At 70.7% G+C, this 18,992-nt stretch carries 21 protein-coding genes; 9 read left to right on the forward strand and 12 right to left on the reverse strand.

Going from position 1 to position 18,992, the window contains the following annotated elements; translation table 11 throughout:
- Positions 1-17: 17 nt before the first annotated feature.
- Positions 18-1,214, reverse strand: a complete 1,197-nt coding sequence (locus BMW88_RS06115; protein ID WP_089949628.1) for an acyl-CoA dehydrogenase family protein — start codon at positions 1,212-1,214, stop codon at positions 18-20.
- A gap of 199 nt (positions 1,215-1,413) precedes the next feature.
- Between BMW88_RS06115 and BMW88_RS06120 the strand changes: the two genes are divergently transcribed.
- Complete coding sequence (locus tag BMW88_RS06120; protein WP_089949629.1) at positions 1,414-1,791, forward strand: DUF4190 domain-containing protein; 378 nt, start codon at positions 1,414-1,416, stop codon at positions 1,789-1,791.
- Positions 1,792-1,807: 16 nt separating this feature from the next.
- On the opposite strand, the gene BMW88_RS41670 is transcribed toward BMW88_RS06120, so the two are convergent.
- Together BMW88_RS41670 and BMW88_RS06130 are read right to left on the reverse strand one after the other, a co-directional pair.
- Entirely contained in the window at positions 1,808-1,984 is a 177-nt protein-coding gene (locus BMW88_RS41670) for a hypothetical protein (protein WP_177220969.1), read from the reverse strand.
- Between the two features lie 146 nt (positions 1,985-2,130).
- Positions 2,131-3,090, reverse strand: a complete 960-nt coding sequence (locus tag BMW88_RS06130; RefSeq protein ID WP_089949631.1) for an HpcH/HpaI aldolase/citrate lyase family protein — start codon at positions 3,088-3,090, stop codon at positions 2,131-2,133.
- 110 nt (positions 3,091-3,200) lie between these two features.
- On the opposite strand from BMW88_RS06130, the gene BMW88_RS06135 reads away from it, so the two are divergent.
- Genes BMW88_RS06135 through BMW88_RS06150 form a run of 4 tightly spaced genes read left to right on the forward strand, consistent with a single transcriptional unit; the run spans position 3,201 to position 6,115 of the window.
- Positions 3,201-3,539 (forward strand): hypothetical protein, encoded by a 339-nt coding sequence (locus BMW88_RS06135; protein ID WP_245777597.1) that lies wholly within the window; start codon positions 3,201-3,203, stop codon positions 3,537-3,539.
- On the forward strand, positions 3,536-4,369 hold the full coding sequence (locus BMW88_RS06140; protein ID WP_089949632.1) for an aminoglycoside phosphotransferase family protein: 834 nt from the start codon (positions 3,536-3,538) through the stop codon (positions 4,367-4,369). Before BMW88_RS06135 ends, BMW88_RS06140 begins: the two co-directional genes overlap by 4 nt.
- Before the next feature lie 14 nt (positions 4,370-4,383).
- Positions 4,384-5,637 (forward strand): magnesium transporter MgtE N-terminal domain-containing protein, encoded by a 1,254-nt coding sequence (locus BMW88_RS06145; protein WP_089949633.1) that lies wholly within the window; start codon positions 4,384-4,386, stop codon positions 5,635-5,637.
- A complete protein-coding gene (locus BMW88_RS06150; protein ID WP_089949634.1) occupies positions 5,630-6,115 on the forward strand; it encodes a DUF1003 domain-containing protein in 486 nt (161 codons plus the stop codon). Before BMW88_RS06145 ends, BMW88_RS06150 begins: the two co-directional genes overlap by 8 nt.
- 6 nt (positions 6,116-6,121) lie before the next feature.
- On the opposite strand, the gene BMW88_RS06155 is transcribed toward BMW88_RS06150, so the two are convergent.
- Both BMW88_RS06155 and BMW88_RS06160 read right to left on the reverse strand, forming a co-directional pair.
- Positions 6,122-6,520 carry an NUDIX hydrolase gene (locus BMW88_RS06155; protein ID WP_089949635.1) on the reverse strand — a complete coding sequence of 133 codons (399 nt, stop codon included), beginning with the start codon at positions 6,518-6,520 and terminating at the stop codon, positions 6,122-6,124.
- On the reverse strand, positions 6,517-7,014 hold the full coding sequence (locus tag BMW88_RS06160) for a MarR family winged helix-turn-helix transcriptional regulator (protein ID WP_245777598.1): 498 nt from the start codon (positions 7,012-7,014) through the stop codon (positions 6,517-6,519). Before BMW88_RS06160 ends, BMW88_RS06155 begins: the two co-directional genes overlap by 4 nt.
- A gap of 73 nt (positions 7,015-7,087) precedes the next feature.
- On the opposite strand from BMW88_RS06160, the gene BMW88_RS06165 reads away from it, so the two are divergent.
- Complete coding sequence (locus tag BMW88_RS06165) at positions 7,088-8,233, forward strand: Mrp/NBP35 family ATP-binding protein (protein WP_089949637.1); 1,146 nt, start codon at positions 7,088-7,090, stop codon at positions 8,231-8,233.
- Between the two features lie 4 nt (positions 8,234-8,237).
- On the opposite strand, the gene tatB is transcribed toward BMW88_RS06165, so the two are convergent.
- The 4 genes from tatB to sigE all read right to left on the reverse strand — a co-directional run bounded on the left by tatB (position 8,238) and on the right by sigE (position 11,344).
- On the reverse strand, positions 8,238-8,612 hold the full coding sequence (gene tatB / locus BMW88_RS06170) for a Sec-independent protein translocase protein TatB (protein ID WP_089949638.1): 375 nt from the start codon (positions 8,610-8,612) through the stop codon (positions 8,238-8,240).
- 16 nt (positions 8,613-8,628) lie between these two features.
- On the reverse strand, positions 8,629-10,149 hold the full coding sequence (locus BMW88_RS06175) for a S1C family serine protease (RefSeq protein ID WP_089949639.1): 1,521 nt from the start codon (positions 10,147-10,149) through the stop codon (positions 8,629-8,631).
- 65 nt (positions 10,150-10,214) lie between these two features.
- Entirely contained in the window at positions 10,215-10,745 is a 531-nt protein-coding gene (locus BMW88_RS06180) for a zf-HC2 domain-containing protein (protein WP_245777599.1), read from the reverse strand.
- On the reverse strand, positions 10,742-11,344 hold the full coding sequence (gene sigE, locus BMW88_RS06185) for an RNA polymerase sigma factor SigE (RefSeq protein WP_281249368.1): 603 nt from the start codon (positions 11,342-11,344) through the stop codon (positions 10,742-10,744). The genes BMW88_RS06180 and sigE overlap by 4 nt, the downstream gene beginning before the upstream one ends.
- Positions 11,345-11,542: 198 nt before the next feature.
- Between sigE and BMW88_RS06190 the strand changes: the two genes are divergently transcribed.
- Entirely contained in the window at positions 11,543-12,184 is a 642-nt protein-coding gene (locus tag BMW88_RS06190) for an O-methyltransferase (RefSeq protein ID WP_089949640.1), read from the forward strand.
- A 52-nt stretch (positions 12,185-12,236) separates the two neighbouring features.
- On the opposite strand, the gene glgC is transcribed toward BMW88_RS06190, so the two are convergent.
- On the reverse strand, positions 12,237-13,451 hold the full coding sequence (gene glgC, locus BMW88_RS06195; RefSeq protein ID WP_089949641.1) for a glucose-1-phosphate adenylyltransferase: 1,215 nt from the start codon (positions 13,449-13,451) through the stop codon (positions 12,237-12,239).
- An 88-nt stretch (positions 13,452-13,539) separates the two neighbouring features.
- Between glgC and glgA the strand changes: the two genes are divergently transcribed.
- Positions 13,540-14,691 (forward strand): glycogen synthase, encoded by a 1,152-nt coding sequence (gene glgA, locus BMW88_RS06200; RefSeq protein ID WP_177220970.1) that lies wholly within the window; start codon positions 13,540-13,542, stop codon positions 14,689-14,691.
- Positions 14,692-16,020: 1,329 nt separating this feature from the next.
- Here the strand turns inward: glgA and BMW88_RS06205 are convergent.
- Positions 16,021-17,265, reverse strand: a complete 1,245-nt coding sequence (locus BMW88_RS06205) for an MFS transporter (RefSeq protein ID WP_089949643.1) — start codon at positions 17,263-17,265, stop codon at positions 16,021-16,023.
- A 52-nt stretch (positions 17,266-17,317) separates the two neighbouring features.
- Between BMW88_RS06205 and BMW88_RS06210 the strand changes: the two genes are divergently transcribed.
- Positions 17,318-18,211, forward strand: a complete 894-nt coding sequence (locus BMW88_RS06210) for a LysR family transcriptional regulator (protein ID WP_245777600.1) — start codon at positions 17,318-17,320, stop codon at positions 18,209-18,211.
- A 494-nt stretch (positions 18,212-18,705) separates the two neighbouring features.
- On the opposite strand, the gene BMW88_RS41675 is transcribed toward BMW88_RS06210, so the two are convergent.
- Entirely contained in the window at positions 18,706-18,876 is a 171-nt protein-coding gene (locus BMW88_RS41675) for a hypothetical protein (protein ID WP_177220971.1), read from the reverse strand.
- Between the last annotated feature and the right edge of the window lie 116 nt (positions 18,877-18,992).

Raw genomic sequence — 18,992 nt, forward strand, 5'->3', positions numbered from 1 at the left:
CCAACGGCGGAACGCCCTCAGCCGCGCGACTGGTACTCGCGGAGCAGGCCGCGGGAGATGATCGTCTTCTGGATCTCCGAGGTGCCCTCGCCGATCAGCAGGAACGGGGCCTCGCGCATCAGGCGCTCGATCTCGTACTCCTTGGAGTAGCCGTAGCCGCCGTGGATGCGGAACGCCTCCTGCGTGACCTCGGCGCAGTACTCGGAGGCGATGAGCTTGGCCATGCCGGCCTCGACGTCGTTGCGCCGGCCCGAGTCCTTCAGGCGGGCGGCGTTGACCATCATCAGGTGCGCGGCCTCGACCTTGGTGGCCATCTCGGCGAGCTTGAACGCGATGGCCTGGTGCTCGGCGATGGCCTTGCCGAACGTCTTGCGCTGCTGCGCGTACTCGATGGCGAGCTCGAACGAGCGGATCGCGATGCCGCACGCGCGGGCGGCCACGTTGACCCGGCCCACCTCGACGCCGTCCATCATGTGGCGGAAGCCCTGGCCGGGCGTGCCGCCGAGGACCTGGTCGGCGGCGATCTCGAAGCCGTCGAACACCATCTCGGTGGTGTCGACGCCCTTGTAGCCCATCTTGTCGATCTTGCCGGGGATCGTGAGACCGGGCAGGACCTCCCCGTAACCCTCCGGCTTCTCGACCAGGAACGTCGTGAGGTTCTGGTGCGCCTTCTCGGCGCCCTCGTCGGTCTTCACGAGAACGGCGGTCAGGTTCGACGTACCGCCGTTGGTCAGCCACATCTTCTGGCCGTTGATCGTGTAGCCGGACTCGCCCCTGACCGCGCGGGTCCTGATCGCGGCCACGTCGGAGCCCAGCTCGGGCTCGGACATCGAGAACGAGCCGCGCACCTCGCCCGCGGCCATGCGCGGCAGGTACTTCTGCTTCTGCTCGGGCGTGCCGTGCTGCTTGAGCATGTGCGCCACGATGAAGTGGGTGTTGATGACGCCGGAGACGCTCATCCAGCCGCGCGCGATCTGCTCGACGACCAGCGCGTAGGTCAGCAGGGACTCGCCGAGGCCGCCGTACTCCTCCGGGATCGTCAGGCCGAAGAGGCCCATCTCCTTCATGCCCTCGACGATGTCGGCGGGGTACGTGTCGCCGTGCTCCAGCGTCTGGGCGTGCGGGATGATCTCCTTGTCCACGAACGTGCGGACGGTCGCGAGGATTTCTTCCTGGATGTCCGTGAGACCCGCGGTCTGGGCGAGGCGCGCCATCGCACTTCCCTTCCAAGGCTTGGTTACCGGCGAGTATGGACCGGTTAACGCCCGTTTGCGACCGCGGTGTGCTCTCCGCAACACAGTCGCGGCCGCTGTACCGAAACAGCATCCCCGACTCGTGGAATCGCGCACCCACACGCGACGAACCGGCCGGATGGACCTTAAGATCCCGGCACCACTTCTAGGGGGACCAGCAATGACTCACGACCCGTACAACCCCAAGCAGCCGGGAGATCCGTACGGCCAGCAACCGCCCTACGGCCAGCCCGGCCCGTACGGCCAGCAGCCGATGTACGGCTACGGCTACCCGCCCGCGCCGCCCAAGCCGCAGACGAACGCGATCCTGGCGCTCGTGCTGTCGTGCGTCGGGTTCGTGACGTGTGGCGTGACGGCCATCGTCGGCGTCATCTTCGGCCACATCGCGATGGGGCGGATCAAGCGGGGCGAGGAAGAAGGCCGCGGCATGGCGCTCGCGGGCATCATCGTCGGCTACGTCGTCATCGCCGGATGGCTGCTCTACCTGGCGATCATCATCATCGCGGTGATCGCGGCGGCCAACCAGGGCACCTACTAGCGGAACCCGGCCGGACTCAGCCCGCGAGGGCGATCTCCAGCGCGCCACCGCAGTGCCGGCAGACGTCCGCGAACACGTGGACGTCCGCGGCACATCCCGGACAGCTGCGGAAGCTGCGTTCGAGCAGGTCGTCCTCGCGACGCTTGAAGAGCCGCAACCGTCTGCCCGCCTTGCCGTTACTCGACCGTGACATGCCGACGAGCATGCACCCGGCACGGGGGCGGATCGCAAACTCAAGTAACGGATTGTGCGCCACTTCACCACTTTTGAACGCAACCTGTGACGGTTGGACACATGCAGTCACAATCAGGGTGAAGTAGCGCACAATCCGTAACGGGATCAGTCCTCCGGCGGCGTCCACACGTTCGCCCGCGACATGCCGGCCGCGCGGCCCTTGCCGGAGATCACCAGCGCCATCTTGCGCGACGCCTCGTCGATCATCTCGTCGCCGAGCATCACCGCGCCGCGCTTACCGCCGGCCTCCGACGTGTAGTACTCGTAGGCGTCGAGGATGTTCTCGGCGTGGTCGTAGTCCTCCTGCTTCGGGCTGAAGACCTCGTTGGCCGCGTCGATCTGGCCGGGGTGCAGGACCCACTTGCCGTCGAAGCCCAGCGCCGCGGAGCGCCCGGCCACGCGCTTGTAGCCCTCGACGTCGCGGATCTGCAGGTACGGACCGTCGATGGCCTGCTTGTCGTGGGCGCGCGCGGCCATCAGGATCCGCATCAGGATGTAGTGGTAGGCGTCGCCCACGTCGTAGCCGGGCGGCTGCTCGCCGACGACCAGCGACTTCATGTTGATCGACGCCATGAAGTCCGCCGGGCCGAAGATGATCGTCTCGACGCGCGGGGACGCGGTGGCGATCGCGTTGACGTTGTTCAGGCCCAGGGCGTTCTCGATCTGCGCCTCGATGCCGATCCTGCCGACCTCGTAGCCCATCGTCTTCTCGATCTGGGTGATCAGCAGGTCCAGGGCGACGACCTGCTCCGGCGTCTGCACCTTGGGCAGCATGATGCAGTCGAGGTTCGCGCCGGCGCCCTCGACGACCTCGGTGACGTCGCGGTAGGTCCACTCCGTCGTCCAGTCGTTGACGCGCACGACGCGGGTCTTGCCGCCCCAGTCGCCCTCGTTCAGCGAAGCGACGATGGTCTTGCGGGCGTCCGGCTTGGCCAGCGGGGCGCAGGCGTCCTCCAGGTCCAGGAACACCTGGTCCGCCGGCAGCGTGCGGGCCTTGTCGATCATCTTCTGGCTCGAGCCGGGGACCGCCAGACACGAGCGACGGGGACGCTGCTGGTCGACCACTGGAGTACCTCCTCGTACCGGCCGGTAACTACGTGCGCCACAGTGGCACGCATCATCTCCGGGCGCATATTCGCTGAGTCCCGTTTCACAAAGCCTGGCAGGCTGAACCGGTGGAGATCACTCGAGTACTGGACGCGGCGTTGCGGAAAGCGGCCGCGGTCTGGATCACCGCGCCGGGTCACGAACCGCGTCTCGTGCACGCGCATTGGCGCGACGACGCGCTGTGGGTCATCACCGGCGGCACCGAGCCGCAAGTGCCGGGATTGAGCGATCAGGCCCAGGTCACCGTGACCGTCCGCTCCCCCAGCACGCACTCCCACCTCGTCGACGCGCCCGCCACGGCGCGCTTGACCGAACCGGACGAGGAGACGGCGCAGGCGTTGCGGACCGCGCGCCTCAACACCGAGCCGGAGTGGGAAGCGGTGTACCGGCTGGAGCTCGGCGCATGATCACCGTGCCGGAGGGCTTCGGCGCGGGGCTCGGCGAGGGCGCCGCGGAGTGGGCGGCCACGCTGCCGAGGCTCGCCACCAAGGCGTGCGCGCGGTGGCGGCTCACCCCCGACGGCGCGGTGATGCACGGGCTGTGCGCCGTCGTCCTGCCGGTTCGCAGGGCCGACGGGCACCCGGCCGTGCTCAAGCTCACCTGGGTCGACAGCGAGACCGAGCACGAACCGCTCGCGCTGCGGCTCTACGACGGCAACGGCGCCGTGCGGTTGCTGGACCACGACGAGGAGCTCGGCGCGTTGCTGCTGGAACGCCTCGACCGGCACTCGCTCGACGACGAGCCGATCGACCTGGCGGTCGGCGTGATCGGCGAGCTGCTGCGCCGCCACCGCGGGATTCCGGCGCCGGACGAGATCCGCCGGTTCCGGGACACCGTCGAGGACCACCCGGCGATTCCAGGACGGCTCCTCGGCGCGGCCCGCGAGGTCGCGCAGCGGCCGATGGGCACGATGCTCGTCAACCAGGACCTGCACTACGAGAACGTGCTGCGCGGTGACCGGGAACCGTGGCTCGTGATCGACCCGAAGCCGCTGGCCGCCGACCCCGAGTACTGCGTGATCCCGTTGCTGTGGAACAGGTTCGACGAGCTGGACGGGCACAAGGGGCTCACCGACCGGTTCCTCGCGCTGTGCGACGCGGGTGAGCTGGACGCGCGGAAGGCGCGCGACTGGACGCTGTACCGGGCCGTCGCCAACTGGGTCTGGTGCCTGGAGGAGGGCGTCGACGACCTGGCCGTGATCTGCGCCGACATCGCCCAGTGGGCGGCCTCCACCTGATCTAGCCTGGGCAGGTGGTGGCTGTGAACCGGGTTTTCATCGCTCAACTGGCCGGACTCCCCGTCTTCGGACCCGACGGCGAACCCGTCGGCAAAGCTCGCGACGTCGTGATCAGCCTCCGGATCGACCGCCAGCCGCCGCGCGTGCTCGGCATGGTCGTGGAGCTGGTGACGCGCCGGCGGATCTTCGTGCCGATGCTGCGGCTCACGTCGATCGAGCCGAACGCGGTGACGCTCGCGACCGGTTCGGTGAACCTGCGGCCGTTCCACCAGCGCGTCAACGAGGTGCTGGTGATCGGCGAGCTGCTCGACGCCAAGATCCAGCTCGCCGACGGCGGCACGGCGGTCGTCGTGGACGCCGCGATGGAGCTGTCGCGCACCCGCGACTGGCGGGTGGTCCGCGTCGCCGCCCGGCAGCGCACCGGCCGGTTCAGCCTCAAGGGCCCGGTGCAGGTGTGGCGCTGGGAGGACATCGGCGGCCTGAGCGTCAACGAGATCGCGGGCCAGCCGCAGGGCGCACAGCAGCTCGTGGCGGTGTTCGAGGGCATGCGCGCGGCGGACGTGGCGCACGCGCTGCACGAGCTGCCGCCCAAGCGCCGCCACGAGGTGGCGGACGCGCTGGACGACGAGCGGCTCGCGGACGTCATCGAGGAACTGTCCGAAGAGGACCAGAAGGACGTCCTGTCGCACCTGGACGAGGAACGCGCCGCGGACATCCTGGAGGCGATGAACCCCGACGACGCCGCGGACCTGCTCGGCGAGCTGTCCGAGGGCACCAAGGACCGGTTGCTGGAGCTGATGGAGCCCGAGGAGTCCGAACCGGTCCGGCGCCTGCTCGAGTACTCGTTCGACACGGCCGGCGGTCTGATGACCCCGGAACCGATCATCCTCACGCCGGACGCGACGATCGCGGAAGCGCTGGCGCGGGTGCGGAATCCCGATCTCACGCCGGCGCTCGCGTCGATGGTCTTCGTGTGCCGCCCGCCCTCCGCGACACCGACCGGCCGCTACCTCGGCTGCGTGCACATCCAGCGGCTGCTGCGCGAACCGCCGTTCGACCTGGTCGCCGGGGTGCTCGACACCGACCTGGCACGGCTGCCGCCGACCGCCTCGCTGAGCGACGTGACGCGGTACTTCGCGACCTACAACCTGGTGTGCGCCCCGGTGCTCGACGAGACCGAGCACCTGCTCGGCGCCGTCACCGTGGACGACGTGCTGGACCACCTGCTGCCGGACAACTGGCGCGAGACGGGACTGAGCCATGCCTGAACTACTGCCCCGGCGCCGGCTGGACCAGCCGCGCGAGCCCCGCGGCTTCCGCCTGTCGATCGACCCGGACGCCTTCGGTCAGTTCTCCGAACGGCTGGCGCGCTTCCTCGGCACGGGCAAGTTCCTGTTCTGGCAGACGCTGCTCGTGATCGTGTGGATCACGATCAACCTCGTCGCCGTGTCGCTGCGGTGGGACCCGTACCCGTTCATCCTGCTGAACCTGGCGTTCTCGACGCAGGCCGCGTACGCGGCGCCGCTGATCCTGCTCGCGCAGAACCGGCAGGACGACCGGGACCGGGTGTCGCTGGAGGAGGACCGGGCGCGGGCCGCGCAGACCAAGGCGGACACCGAGTACCTGGCGCGGGAGCTGGCCGCGCTGCGGCTGGCCGTCGGAGAGGTCGCGACGCGCGACTTCATCCGCGGTGAGCTGGAGAAGCTGACGAAGGAGCAGAACAACCTGCGGAAGGTCCGGCCTTGAGCCCGGTCACGCGCTGACCCGGCCGCTCGCCACCAGGTCGTCGAGGACCTCGTGGATCGCGGGCGCCGTCTCGGCGTGCGAGCGGTACTCGTCGCGGGTCACGTAGGTCAGCTCGGCGATCTCGCTCGTGGGCCGGGGCGTGCCCAGCAGCGACGCCGTGAAACAGGTCATGTCGACCACCGCGCCCTCGCCCTCCCCGTACGCGGGGGCGACGTAGCGCTTCAGCACCGCCGGCTCGTCCAGCTCGACGCCGAGCTCCTCGCGCACCTCGCGGCGCAGGGCACCGGCGGGGGACTCCCCGGCCTCGATCTTGCCGCCCGGCAGGTAGAACGCCTTCTTGTGGCGCGAGCGCACGACGAGCAGGCGGCCAGCCTCGACGTGCACAAGTCCCACCACCGTGATCACGGGAACACATCGTCCGCGGCCAGGCGGTCGCAGGCCCTGCCGAACGCCTCGAGCTCGTCCGGGGTGAAGCTCTCCCCGAAGTGCTCGGCGACACCGGCCAGGTGGGTGGCGGACGCGCCGCGCAGGCGTTCGGCACCGAGCGGTGTGAGCACGGCCACGATGCCGCGTCCGTCACCGTCGGCGCGTTCGCGCCCGACGAGGCCTGCCCGCTCCAGCCGGTCCACGAGGCGGGTCACGCCGGAGCGAGACAGCAGGACGGCATCGGCCAGTTCGGTCATGCGCATGCGCATGGAAGGCGTCTCGGCCAGTTGGACCAGCACGTCGTACGCCGCGAGCGAAAGGCGCTGCTCAGCAATCAGTTCGGCCTCGAGGACCCTCGTGATCCGTGCATGCGCGCGGAGGAACGATCGCCACACCCCTAGCTCGACACGGGTGGGCAACCGGGAACTACCCGATTCCGGCACGGACGTCGATGTTACGGACAGCGCCCGCACCGCTACGACCTGGGCCTGTGCTCAAATGTGACCGGCCGGTAGGAGAGGCGTGAACCGGACGTAGCATGGCTGGGTGACCACCACGCAACCCCTCCCCACCGTCGAGGACGTCCGCAAGGCGCTCTCCGGGGTGCAGGACCCCGAGATCCGCCGTCCGATCACCGAGATCGGCATGGTCAAGGACGTCGAGGTCGGGGCGGACGGCGCCGTGGTCGTCGGGGTGTACCTGACGGTCGCGGGCTGCCCGATGCGGGACAAGATCACCGCTGATGTCACCACCGCGGTGTCGGCGCTGGACGGTGTCTCGTCCGTGCGCGTCGACCTCGACGTGATGAGCGACGCCCAGCGCACCGAGCTGCGCAAGACGTTGCGCGGCGGCGCCGAGGAGCCGGTCATCCCGTTCGCCCAGCCGGGCTCGCTGACGCGCGTGTACTGCGTCGCGTCCGGCAAGGGCGGTGTCGGCAAGTCGTCGGTCACGGTGAACCTGGCCGTGGCGATGGCGGCCCGCGGCCTGTCCGTCGGCATCGTCGACGCCGACATCTACGGCCACTCGATCCCGCGCATGCTGGGCGCCGACGGCCGGCCCACCCAGGTCGAGAAGATGATCATGCCGCCGCAGGCGCACGGCGTGAAGGTCATCTCGATCGGCATGTTCACCCCGGGCAACACCCCGGTCGTGTGGCGCGGGCCGATGCTGCACCGCGCGCTGCAGCAGTTCCTCGCCGACGTGTTCTGGGGCGACCTGGACGTGCTGCTGCTCGACCTGCCGCCCGGCACCGGCGACATCGCGATCTCCGTGGCGCAGCTCGTGCCGAACGCCGAGATCCTCGTGGTGACGACGCCGCAGCAGGCCGCCGCCGAGGTGGCCGAACGCGCCGGCTCGATCGCGTTGCAGACGCGGCAGCGCGTCGCCGGCGTCATCGAGAACATGTCGTGGCTGGAGATGCCCGACGGCTCGCGCATGGAGGTCTTCGGCGCGGGCGGCGGTCAGGCCGTGGCGGAGTCGCTGAGCAAGACCATCGGCTCCGAGGTGCCGCTGCTCGGTCAGGTGCCGCTGGACCCGCGGCTGCGGGAGAACGGCGACACCGGCACGCCGATCGTGACGGCCGTGCCGGACTCGGCGGCCGCTCAGGTGCTGTCGGACGTGGCGAAGAAGCTCAGCGTGCGGTCGCGCGGCCTCGCGGGACGCCTGCTGAACGTCTCCCCCGCCGGCCGCTAGACCGTCAGGTCGCGTCCGGGTCGTACGGCGGCCGCTCGCCCGGTGCGAGCGGCCGCTGCTCGGGCGCGGGAGGCGTGGCGGGCGTCGGGTAGCCGTTCGCCTTGGTCGGCTCCGGGTCGTCGAACAGGTGCTTGGCCACCGCGCGCTTCGGGTCGAAGTTGCGCAGCTCCCTCAGGTCCTCGAGCGGCTTGCGCAGCTGCTCGAACTCCGGCCCCATCTCCTGCTTGAGCTGCTCGCGCGCACCCGTCGCGTACTCGCGGACCTGGCGCACGGTCTTGCCGAGCCAGGCGGCCGCGGACGGCAGGCGTTCGGGCCCCAGGATGAAGAGACCCGCGACGACGATGATGAGGATCTCGGCCCATCCGATGCTGTCGAACACGGGTCCAGCGTACTTGTCAGTCGCTCTTCAGGGTCACGTCCAACTTGAGTTCACGACCTTGTCGTGCCAGCACAACCTGGACCGTCTCGCCGATCTCGTGCTCCCGGACCGCCACCACGAGCTCGGCCGCGTTGCGGACCATCCGGTCGCCGACCTTGGTGATGACGTCGCCCTCCTGGATGCCGGCGGCCGCGGCCGCCCCACCGGCGGGCACGTTCTGCACCTGGGCGCCCTCGGAGGTCTCCGCGGACACGGACTTGACGTTGACGTTCATGTCCGCGTGCTTGACCTGGCCGTTGCGGATCAGCTCCTGGCTGATCTTGCGGGCCTGGTTGCCGGAGATCGCGAAGCCGAGGCCGACCGAGCCGCCGGTCTCGGTGCGGATCGAGGAGTTGATGCCGATCAGCGCGCCGCGCGAGTCGACCAGCGCGCCGCCCGAGTTGCCGGGGTTGATGGCGGCGTCGGTCTGGATCGCGTCGTAGGTGACCTGGGGGCCGCCGTTCTCGCCGGCGGCCGTCACCGGGCGGTGCAGCGCGGAGACGATGCCCTCGGTGACGGTGTTGGAGAGCTGCAGCGGCGAGCCGATGGCGATCACGCTGTCGCCGACCTCCAGCTCGTCGGAGTTGCCGAACTGCAGGACCGTGGGGTTGGTGACCTCGACCTTGATGACCGCGAGGTCGGTCTTCGGGTCGCGGCCCACGACGCGGGCCTGGGCGCGCGTGCCGTCGGTGAAGACGGCGCTGAGCTTGGCCGAGGAGTCCTGCGCGGCGGGCGCGATCACGTGGTCGTTGGTCAGCACGTAGCCGCCGCCGTCGATCACGACGCCGGAGCCGACGCCCGCGACGTTGGTGCCCTTGAACTCGATCGACACGACGCTGGGCGTCACGCGCTTCGCGATGTCGGAGATGGAGCCGGCCGGACGTTCCTTGCCCTGCTCGACCTCGGCGAGCGTGACCGTCGAGTCGGTCAGCGGGTTGCCTGAGCGGCCGATCAGCCAGCCGACCAGGCCGCCGGCCGCGCCGACGAGCAGAGCGGCGACCATCAGCAAGGCGAGGGCGCTGGGCTGCACGCGCCGGCCGAAGAGCAGCTCGGGAACGCTGAGCTGCGGACCGGGCTGGGGCTTGGGCTCGGGTTCACCCGGCCCGTCCTCCCCCACGGCGGGCGGGCCGATCACGGCGCCGGAGGCGGGGTCGCGCCACGGGTCGCCGGCGGGCTGGTCGCCCCAGAACACCGGGTCGATGTCCGGGTCCGGGTCGGAGACGGGCTGCGGCGGGCGCTGCAGGAGCTCCTGGGAGCCCTGGCGGCCGAACGCGGTCGCGAGCGACTCCGGGGGCGGCGGCGCCGACTGCACCTCGGTCACGGGCACGTCGCGCGCGGCGAAGGCCCCGGCGACACCTTCCGGACGACCGAACGCCGACGCGTGCGCGGGGTCGACCGGCGGCTGCACCAAGGGCCGTGGCCGGAGCCTGCGATGCGCTCCGTCGTCCACTCCGGAAACGGGTGTGGACGTCTGGCCGTTGGGCGACTGCTGGCTCATCTCTCCCCGAGTTTTCCGCTAGGAGTGCTGAACCACAGCCTGCCTGACGAACGGTGAAATGGCTGTCAGGGGGTGGTCGCGAAGACCGCGCCGGCGTTCTGCGGGACGGCGGGCGCGGGTGGCGCGTCGCTCTCCGGCGTGGCGAACGCGAGCGCGCCGAGCAGCATGCCGCTCACGACGACCCCGGCGCCCTGACGGGCACGGCGGCCGCTGAACCAGCCGTTGCTGCCCAGGGGTCTCGACGAGCCCAGCACCGGTCCCGCGCCGAACGCGGGCTTGTCGCTGCGCTGCACCGTGACGAACTGACCATCCTCGGTGATCGCGAGCCCGTCCGGAGCGGACGGCAGGTCGACCTCCTGCGGGATGGCGCCGAGCCGGTCCAGCAAGGACGCCGACGCCGTGGGCGCCGCCGCGGTGCGCACCGCGGCGCGCGCCTGCTGCTGGGTGTAGGTCTCCAGGGCGCAGAACCCGCAGCGCTGGATGTGCGCCGAGGCCCGCTCGTGGGCGACCGAGGACAGCTCCCCGTCCACGAACGCGACCACGGCGTCCGGCAACAGGTGCTGCTCAGGCAGGCCCCAACCACGGAGGTCGGTCATGCAGAGTCCTCCAGCAACGATTCCTGACGACGGCGTTCGAGCGCGACCTTCAGGGCCTGGCGGCCCCGGTGGATCCTGCTCCTCACGGTACCCATCTTCACCCCGAGCGTGGCACCGATCTCCTCGTAGGAGAGCCCTTCCACGTCGCAGAGCACGACGGCGGCGCGGAACTCCGGCGGGAGCTCGTCCAGCGCGGCCTGCAGATCGGGGTCGAGGTGGTTCTCGTCGTAGATCTCCTCGGGGGACAGGTCGTCGCCCTCGAGGCGGTCGTTGTCCTCGGGCAGCGCCTCCATCCGCACGCGGCTGCGACGGCGGGCCATGTCGAGGAAGAGGTTGGTGGTGATGCGGTGCAGCCACCCCTCGAAGGTGCCGGGCTTGTAGGACGCGAGCGACCGGAAGACGCGGATGAACGTCTCCTGCGTCAGGTCTTCGGCGTCGTGCTGGTTGCCGGTCAAGCGGTACGCGAGCCGGTAGACCCTGTCCGCGTGCTCGCGGACGATGGCGTCCCACGAGGGCGGCGTCCAGTCGGCCGCCTCGATGGGCGCGACGGCCTCCGGAGAACTCGACTGCGTGCGCATCAGGTGTTTCGGCACCTCCATGTGGGCCGCCCGGCGACCCTTATGCGGCTCAACGGACGGCGGGTCCGGCATGTTCCCGCCTAGAGCCTGGCTTCTTGCCTCTGTACCTTCTCCCGCGCGCTTTAAACGATCGTGAGAGTGGCCTGAGAGCACCCTGAGAATCTCGGTTCGGGCCACGTTCACCCGTTTTGGGCACGCGGGGCACTAACCTGCTACCCCGTGACCACGGAATCGGCCCTGCGGGAGTACGTCGAGCAGTACCTCCCCGAGGACGACGTGCACCTGGCGGCGCGAGCACGCGGCCAGGAACTGGGCTGCGTGCCCATCGGCGCGGGCGGAGGCGCCGCCCTGCGGTTCCTCGCGACCGCACTCCAGGCCAAAGCGGTGGTGGAGATCGGCACCGGCGCGGGTACCAGCGGCCTCTACCTCCTGGCGGGCATGCCCCCATCCGGCATCCTGACCTCGATAGACGTCGAACCAGAACACCAGCGCGCCGCCCGCGAGGCCTACACCGCCGCGGGCATCTCCCCCTCGCGCACCCGCCTGATCATGGGCAAGGCGCTGGACGTCCTGCCCCGCCTGACCGACGCGGCCTACGACCTGGTCTTCGTGGACGCCTTCAAGCCGGAGTACCCGCAGTACCTCCAGCACGGCGTCCGCATGCTGAGGCCGGGCGGAGTGATCGCCTTCGACAACGTCCTGTGGCACGGCGCGGTGGTGGACCCGGCCAAACGAGACGAGTCGACCCAGGCCATGCGGGACATAGCCCGCCTGGTGAAGGAGGACGACCGGCTGGTGCCGGTCATGCTCCCGCTGGGCGACGGCCTCCTCGTGGCAGCCCGCCGCCCTTCAGCCGGGTAACGCGGGGCCCCCGCGTTACCTTCTGGGGAACGCGGGGGCCCCGCGTTCCCGGCTAGTAAGCCCGGACGCCCTTGCCTAGGACGGTTACGCCGCTGGCGGAGACGGTGTACCGCTCGCGGTCCATGGGAGCGTCGACGCCGATCAAGGCCCCGTCCGGCACGACGACGTTCTTGTCCAGGATGGCCCGCCGCACCACGGCGCCCTTGCCGATCCGCACCCCGGGCAGCAGCACCGACCCCTGCACCACGGACCCGACCTCGACGGTCACGTCGGAGGAGATCACCGAGCCGTGGATCTTCCCGGAGATGATCGACCCCGGGCCCACCATGGAGTCCTCCGCCGATCCACCGGCGATGAACTTGGCCGGGGGCAACGGCGGGGTGGCGGTGCGGATGGGCCACAACTGGTTGTAGAGGTTGAAGATCGGATGGACGGAAACGAGGTCCATGTGGGCGTCGTAGTAGGCGTCGATCGTCCCGACGTCGCGCCAGTACCCGCGGTCCCGGTCGGTGGCGCCGGGAACCTCGTTGTCCTGGAAGTCGTACACGTGCGCCTTACCGCGGTCCACGAGCATGGGGATGATGTCGCCACCCATGTCGTGGTCGGAGTCGGGGTTCAACGCGTCGCCGCGCAGGGCGTCCAGCAACGCCTCGGTGGTGAAGACGTAGTTGCCCATCGAGGCGAAGGTCACGTCCGGGTCGTCCGGCACGTGCGGCGGCTCGGAGGGCTTCTCCAGAAAGCGCGTGATCTTGCCGGACGCGTCCGAGTCGATGCACCCGAAGGCCTTGGCCTCGTTGCGCGGCACGCGGATGCCGGCCACGGTCACGGCCGCGCCGGACTCGACGTGCTGCGAGATCATCTGGCCGGGGTCCATCCGGTACACGTGGTCGGCACCGAAGATCACCACGTGGTCGGGCTTCTCGTCGTGGACGAGGTTCAGCGACTGGAAGATCGCGTCGGCCGATCCCGTGTACCAGCGCGGGCCCAGGCGTTGCTGGGCCGGGACCGGCGTCACGTACTGACCGAGCACATTGGACAGGCGCCACGTCGTCGAGATGTGGCGGTCCAGCGAGTGCGACTTGTACTGCGTCAGCACGCAGAGCTTCGCGAGCCCGGCGTTGACCAGGTTCGACAGCACGAAGTCGACCAGCCGGTAGTTGCCCCCGAAGGGCACAGCCGGTTTCGCGCGATCTGCCGTCAGTGGCCACAGGCGCTTGCCCTCACCACCGGCGAGCACAATTCCGAGGACGTGCGGCTGCCCCTTCACGGTATGTGACCCTATCTGTGCGATCGCGCTTCAACCAGACGCAACCCGGTTTGTCCCAACAAGTACATCCGTGATCTACGGTGGGTGCGTGCGAGTTGCGCTGATGACGCGGGAGTACCCGCCGGAGGTTTACGGCGGTGCTGGTGTGCACGTGGGATTCCTCGTGCCCCACCTCCGCGAGCTCGTCGAGGTCGACGTGCACTGCTTCGGGGGACCGAGGCCGGACGCGACGGCCCACAACCCGCCGCACAGCCTGGAGCGGGCGAACGCGGCCCTCACGACCCTCGCGGTCGACCTCGAGATGGCCGCGGCGGTGTCGGCGGCGAACCTCGTGCACTCGCACACCTGGTACGCCAACATGGGCGGCCACCTGGCCAAACTCCTGCACGGGGTCCCCCACGTGGTCACCGCGCACTCGCTTGAGCCGCGCCGGCCGTGGAAGGCCGAGCAGCTCGGCGGCGGGTACCGGATCTCGTCGTGGGCGGAGCGCACCGCGTACGAGCACGCGGACGCGGTCATCGCGGTGAGCGACGGCATGCGGGCCGACGTGCTCGACGCCTACCCCGCGCTCGACCCGGCGAAGGTCCACGTGGTCCGCAACGGCATCGACTCCGCGGCCTACCGCCCGGTGGCGGAGGCGGACGCGCTCACCTCCCGCGGCATCGACCCGGAGAAGCCGATCGTCGCGTTCGTGGGGAGGATCACGCGGCAGAAGGGCGTCGGGCACCTCGTCGCCGCCGCGCACCACATCGACCCGGACGCGCAGATCGTGCTGTGCGCGGGCGCGCCGGACACCCCGGAGATCGCCGAGGAGACCAGGCAGGCGGTCAGCGAGCTCGCGGCCGCGCGCGAGGGCGTGTTCTGGATCCAGCAGATGCTGCAACCCGCCGAGGTGCGGCAGATCCTCAGCCACGCGACGGTCTTCGTCTGCCCGTCGGTCTACGAGCCGCTGGGCATCGTGAACCTGGAGGCGATGGCGTGCGGCACGGCCGTCGTCGCGAGTGACGTCGGTGGCATCCCGGAGGTCGTCGTGCACGGCGAGACGGGCCTTCTCGTCCACTACGACGAGCGGGACTTGTCGACATATCGATCGGAACTGGCGCAGTCGATCAACGAACTGGTCGCCGACCCCGACCGCGCCCGGCGCTTCGGCGCCGCGGGTCGCACCCGCGCCGAGCAGGACTTCTCGTGGTCGGCGATGGCCGCGCAGACCGTCGAGGTCTACCGCAGTGTGATTTGAGACACACTCGCTCAGGGCAACCCTGACGTGTGAACGCCGCCTTTAACCAGTAGTGACGTTGTCGATCCATCTGGTGAGGGGCGCGAGGACTGTGCGTGGTGCGGTGCTGGGTCTGACGGTCCTCCTCGCGGTGACTGGATGCGGCACAGCTTCCCAGCCGCAGCCGGTGGCCGTGCAGCTCACCGTCGAGGGTCTCAAGCTCGCCGATGCCGCTGACCTGCAGGCGCAGGCCGAGGCCCAGCTCGCCTACACGCTGGAGTACGGCTACGTGGCACGGGCGGGCGCCGCCGCGGTGAGCTGCTGGTTCGCCAAGACCGGCGTCGAAGCCGAGGTGGACAAGCGGCTGTGGTGCGGGCCGGTGCAGGTCCCCGGCACCGGTGCCGGCACCGACTGGGTGCCCGTGCCGATCAAGGAAGTCACCAGGAACGGTGACGAGGTCCGTTACGAAGTGCAGTCGCCGCAGGTGCCGGAGAAGGGCAAGCGCAGCACCCCGACCGAGAGGCTGGTGCGCACCGACGGCAAGGAGCTGGACCCGTCGAAGCAGCAGGACCTCACCGCCGGCCGCGACTTCCTCGCCGTGCTGCCCGACGACGGCAAGCGGACCAACTCCGACCTCGGGCTCGGCGACATCGACGTCAAGCTGCGCGACGACCTGCTCTCCGCCGCCGTCACCGGCTGGGCGAACCCGGACATCTGGTTCACCGCCGACGGCACGGTCCGCGCCGAGCCCGGCTCGCGGCTGCGCGTCGTGCGGATGAGGGTCGAGAAGCTCAACGAGACCGACAGCGGTTTCCACCGCACCAACTGGCAGGGGTTCGCCCCGCAGCCGTCCGAGCTCGCGCTGGAGGTGCCGGGCAAGCGCCAGCTCCTCCCGGCCGACCGGCTGCCGGCCAACGGCTCCGTCTTCGTCGTCTACACCGTGCCCGACCCGCAACAGGGTGCCGAGACGCTCGCCCTCGACACGCTCGGCGCCAAGTCGCTGGAGCAGCGCGTCGAGCTGCCGACCGGCAAGCGCTCCGACACCTCGCCGCAGGTGCTGCACCGCGCCGCCTGGCCACCGCACTTCCCGGAGCCGACCCAGAAGATCCGCTTCGGCGACCGCGAGCTCGGCATGAAGGTGACCGGGATCAGGCTGGGCCGGCAGCGCCCGGTCAAGCTCGGCGAGAGCCAGTACGACGTGGCCACCATCTCCGGGCCGGACAAAGCGCTGCTGGAGGTGCGGGTCGAGGCGACCGGCAACCTGCCGGACACCGCCGGCGGCAGCCTGACCAAGAACCTGATCACCGTCGTGCTGCCGGACGGCTCGACCGCGCCGCAGGTGGGCGCCCGCTACGACGGCGGCCCGTTGCCGTTCGCGATCGTGGTCGAGATCCCCGCCGACACCCGGTCGGTCTCGGTCGGCCTCGTCGACGGCGTGGTCGAGCTGCCGCGCCTGGGCAGGACGTCGATCTCCCCCGTCGACTCGCGCCTCACCCTCGCGCTGGAGTTCTGAGCGAGCATCGCGGCGAGCGCCAGCCAGCCGAGGACCACCAGGACCAGCCCGCCCCAGCCCCACTCGCCGAACGCCGTGCTGCCCGCCGTCCCGCCGACGCTGCTGCCCAGGTAGAAGCCGAGCAGGTAGAGCCCGGACGCCTGGCCCCTGGCGTGCGAGGGAGCCCGCGCGCCGACCCAGCCGCTCGCCGTCGCGTGCGCCGCGAAGAACCCGCCTGTGACGACCGCGAGCCCGAGCGGCACCCACAGCGCGCTCGCCAGCGTGCCCAGCGCCAAGATCCCGACGCAGGCGAGCAGCACCCGCCCGCGCCCGAACCGGTCGGAGAACCGGCCCGCGTACGCCGACGCGACACTGCCGACGCCGTAGAAGAGGAAGACCAGCGATTCGAGCCACGTGGGCCCGCCGAGCTGGAAGCCGACGACGTTGTAGAAGGAGATGAACGACCCGACGAGCAGCACGGACACCACGTACAGCGCGAGCAGCACCGGGTCCTTCAGCGCGGCCTTCATGCCGCGGGGCGCGCGTTTCGGGCGGTTGCGCGCCGGCGGCAGGAAGAAGACCACGACCGCCGCCGCGACCAGGCCGAGCACGCCGGTCGCGAGCAGCGAGCCCCGCCACCCGAGCCAGTCCGCGCTCAGCCCGGAGGCCAGCCGGCCGAGCATCCCGCCCGCGCTGTTGCCCGCGATCATCGCGCCCATCGCCGCGCCGAGACCGCCGTTGTCCAGCTCGTCGGCGAGGTAGGCCATCGCCGCCGCCGGCACCCCCGCGACCGCCGCTCCCTGCAACACCCGCAACAGCAGGAACACGTCGTAGTCCGGCGCGAACGGCAGCGCGAGCCCGATCAGCCCCGCGAGCAGCACGCTGCCCACGATCACCGGCCGCCGACCGATCCGCTCGGACAGCATCGCGACCGGCAGGACCACCAGCGCGAGCGCCAGGGTCGACGCCGACACCACGAGCGACGCCCCGCCGGGACCGAGCCCGTACTCGTCCGCGATCAACGGCAGCAGCGGCTGCGGTGCGTAGAGCAACGCGAAGCTCGCGAGTCCGGACGCGGCGACGGACGCGGTCAGCCTGTTCATGCGTTCGACGCTAAGCCATCCGTCCAATACGGAAATGCGCCAGAATCAATTCATGGACGAATCGGAGCTGGCCCCGAAGCTGGCGGTGCTGAAAGCGCTTGCCGCCGACGAGCACGTCACCAGGGTCGCGGCCAGCGTCGGGCTGCCCCAGCCCACCGTGAGCCGCTGGCTCGCCGAGCTGGGTGAGCGGCTGGGCGCGCCGGTCGTCACCAGGCACGGCCGCCGGGTGCGCCTGACCCGCGCCGGGCGGCTGCTCGCCGAGGCCGCGACCCGGTCGCTCGCCGCGCTGGAACCGGGGCTGCGCGAGGTCGAGGAGGAGCTCGACCCGGAGAAGGGCCGCGTGGTGCTGGGCTTCCTGCACATGCTCGGCCGGTCCGTGGTGCCGGAGCTGGTCCGCGGGTTCCGCACCGAGCACCCGCACGTGCGGTTCGGCCTGGTGCAGAACGCCCGGCAGGCGGTGGTCGACAAGCTCTCCCGCGGCGAGATCGACCTCGCGCTGGTGGCCCCGCCGCCCGGCGGGCCGGAGTTCGAGTCGCACGTCCTGTTCGAGCAGGAGCTGGTCGTCGTCGTGCCGTCGGCGCACCGCCTCGCGGAACGCGACGCGGTGCGGCTCCGGGACCTCGCGGACGAGGACTTCATCCTGCTGGAGCACGGCTACGGCCTGCGCCAGATCACCGACGACCTGTGCGCCGCCGCCGGGTTCACGCCGAAGGTCGCGTTCGAGGGGCAGGAGACCGAGACCGTGCGCGGCCTGGTGGCGGCGGGGCTCGGCGTCGCCCTGCTCCCGCACCCCGAGTTCGCCCCTCCCGCCGGCGTGCGGGAGCTACCGCTGACCCCGCGCTCGGTGAGGGCGTTCGGGCTGGCGTGGCTGCGCGACCACCCCCTGCCGCCCGCCGTCCGCGCCTTCCGCGACCACGCCCTGCGGGCTCACGAGGCCCAGCGCTGAGCCCCCGACCACGTGCGCATGGCCCGCGTTGATCACGCGGAGCGCGTGCACCTCGTCGAGCCCCGCGGTCGATGTCGGCCTTGCCGCACAACGGCAGGTCGAGGAGCTGCCGGCAGCCGAAGAGCTGCGAGGTCTCGACGCCGAGCACCACGGCGAGCTTGCCCTGCTCGACCACCTCGCGCGCCTGCTCGGCCGACGTGACGACGCGGAACCAGCCCTTGCCTGGCCCGCCGAACTGCTCGTCGACGAAGGCTTGCAGCTCGTGGGTGCGCCGGGCCTGCAGCCGGACCGACGCCATCTCGTCGCAGGACCGGTCCTTGAACGGGTGGATGACGCACAGCGCGGCGTTGCTGGTCAGGTCGGTGACCAGCACGCGCTGACCGCCGCGCCAGGCCCGTTCCAGCCAGGCGTAGCAGTTCTGCTGGTGCCAGACCGTCGTGGAGGACGGCCAGTCCCGCGACGTCGGCCAGCCCACCGGGTCGTGGCCGTCGAGGTCACCCGTGACGACCGCCTCGACGATCGCGCCCAGGCCCGCCGGGGGTGCTCGGGCAGTCCTTCAACGCGTCCGCGACGCCCGCCTCGGAGAACGGCGCGCCGCAGATCAACCGGCCGCCGAACCCCTCGTCGGTCATGAGGTGGTCGTGCGCGTCGACGAAGCCGCGCACCCTGCCCTCGCCGTCCGTGTCCGCCTCGTCGTCGCCACCACGCTGCTCGCCGCGGCGCTCACCCCGCGTCGGCCGCCACGCCCTGGTGGGAACCAGTGGCGCGGCTGGCGCCGGAC

It is taken from the genome of Lentzea xinjiangensis, assembly GCF_900110955.1.
In the GTDB taxonomy this organism is placed as follows: Bacteria; Actinomycetota; Actinomycetes; order Mycobacteriales; family Pseudonocardiaceae; genus Lentzea; species Lentzea xinjiangensis.

Coding starts and splice junctions, on each gene's coding strand:
- BMW88_RS06115 (WP_089949628.1), bottom strand. CDS start 1,214: ATGGCGCGCCTCGCCCAGACCGCGGGTCTCACGGACATCCAGGAAGAA.
- BMW88_RS06210 (WP_245777600.1), top strand. CDS start 17,318: ATGGACGAATCGGAGCTGGCCCCGAAGCTGGCGGTGCTGAAAGCGCTT.
- BMW88_RS06150 (WP_089949634.1), top strand. CDS start 5,630: ATGCCTGAACTACTGCCCCGGCGCCGGCTGGACCAGCCGCGCGAGCCC.
- BMW88_RS06120 (WP_089949629.1), top strand. CDS start 1,414: ATGACTCACGACCCGTACAACCCCAAGCAGCCGGGAGATCCGTACGGC.
- BMW88_RS06140 (WP_089949632.1), top strand. CDS start 3,536: ATGATCACCGTGCCGGAGGGCTTCGGCGCGGGGCTCGGCGAGGGCGCC.
- BMW88_RS06205 (WP_089949643.1), bottom strand. CDS start 17,265: ATGAACAGGCTGACCGCGTCCGTCGCCGCGTCCGGACTCGCGAGCTTC.
- sigE (WP_281249368.1), bottom strand. CDS start 11,344: ATGGAGGTGCCGAAACACCTGATGCGCACGCAGTCGAGTTCTCCGGAG.
- BMW88_RS06180 (WP_245777599.1), bottom strand. CDS start 10,745: ATGACCGACCTCCGTGGTTGGGGCCTGCCTGAGCAGCACCTGTTGCCG.
- BMW88_RS06175 (WP_089949639.1), bottom strand. CDS start 10,149: ATGAGCCAGCAGTCGCCCAACGGCCAGACGTCCACACCCGTTTCCGGA.
- BMW88_RS41670 (WP_177220969.1), bottom strand. CDS start 1,984: ATGTCACGGTCGAGTAACGGCAAGGCGGGCAGACGGTTGCGGCTCTTC.